Source organism: Candidatus Symbiopectobacterium sp. NZEC151 (assembly GCF_025962655.1).
In the GTDB taxonomy this organism is placed as follows: domain Bacteria; phylum Pseudomonadota; class Gammaproteobacteria; order Enterobacterales; family Enterobacteriaceae; genus Symbiopectobacterium.
In genome coordinates this window covers 1-829 of the sequence record NZ_JAGFPE010000020.1, presented here as the reverse complement: position 1 = coordinate 829, position 829 = coordinate 1, and the positions used below count along the sequence as shown (strand labels likewise).

The 829-nt window shown below is 52.2% G+C and carries 1 rRNA gene; it reads left to right on the top strand.

Annotation, left to right across the window (positions count from 1 at the left end):
* A 23S ribosomal RNA gene (locus J5067_RS23175) occupies positions 1-829 on the top strand; the annotation flags it as partial.

Sequence of the window (829 nt, the reverse complement as noted above, 5' to 3'; positions counted from 1 at the left end):
GCACAGGTTGTGAGCTCGATGAGTAGGGCGGGACACGTGACATCCTGTCTGAATATGGGGGGACCATCCTCCAAGGCTAAATACTCCTGACTGACCGATAGTGAACCAGTACCGTGAGGGAAAGGCGAAAAGAACCCCGGCGAGGGGAGTGAAATAGAACCTGAAACCGTGTACGTACAAGCAGTGGGAGCCTTGATTTATCAGGGTGACTGCGTACCTTTTGTATAATGGGTCAGCGACTTATATTCTGTAGCAAGGTTAACCGTATAGGGGAGCCGCAGGGAAACCGAGTCTTAACTGGGCGTTAAGTTGCAGGGTATAGACCCGAAACCCGGTGATCTAGCCATGGGCAGGTTGAAGGTTGGGTAACACTAACTGGAGGACCGAACCGACTAATGTTGAAAAATTAGCGGATGACTTGTGGCTGGGGGTGAAAGGCCAATCAAACCGGGAGATAGCTGGTTCTCCCCGAAAGCTATTTAGGTAGCGCCTCGTGAATTCATCTTCGGGGGTAGAGCACTGTTTCGGCTAGGGGGTCATCCCGACTTACCAACCCGATGCAAACTACGAATACCGAAGAATGTTATCACGGGAGACACACGGCGGGTGCTAACGTTCGTCGTGAAGAGGGAAACAACCCAGACCGCCAGCTAAGGTCCCAAAGTCATGGTTAAGTGGGAAACGATGTGGGAAGGCACAGACAGCCAGGATGTTGGCTTAGAAGCAGCCATCATTTAAAGAAAGCGTAATAGCTCACTGGTCGAGTCGGCCTGCGCGGAAGATGTAACGGGGCTAAACCATGCACCGAAGCTGCGGCAGCGACACTTAG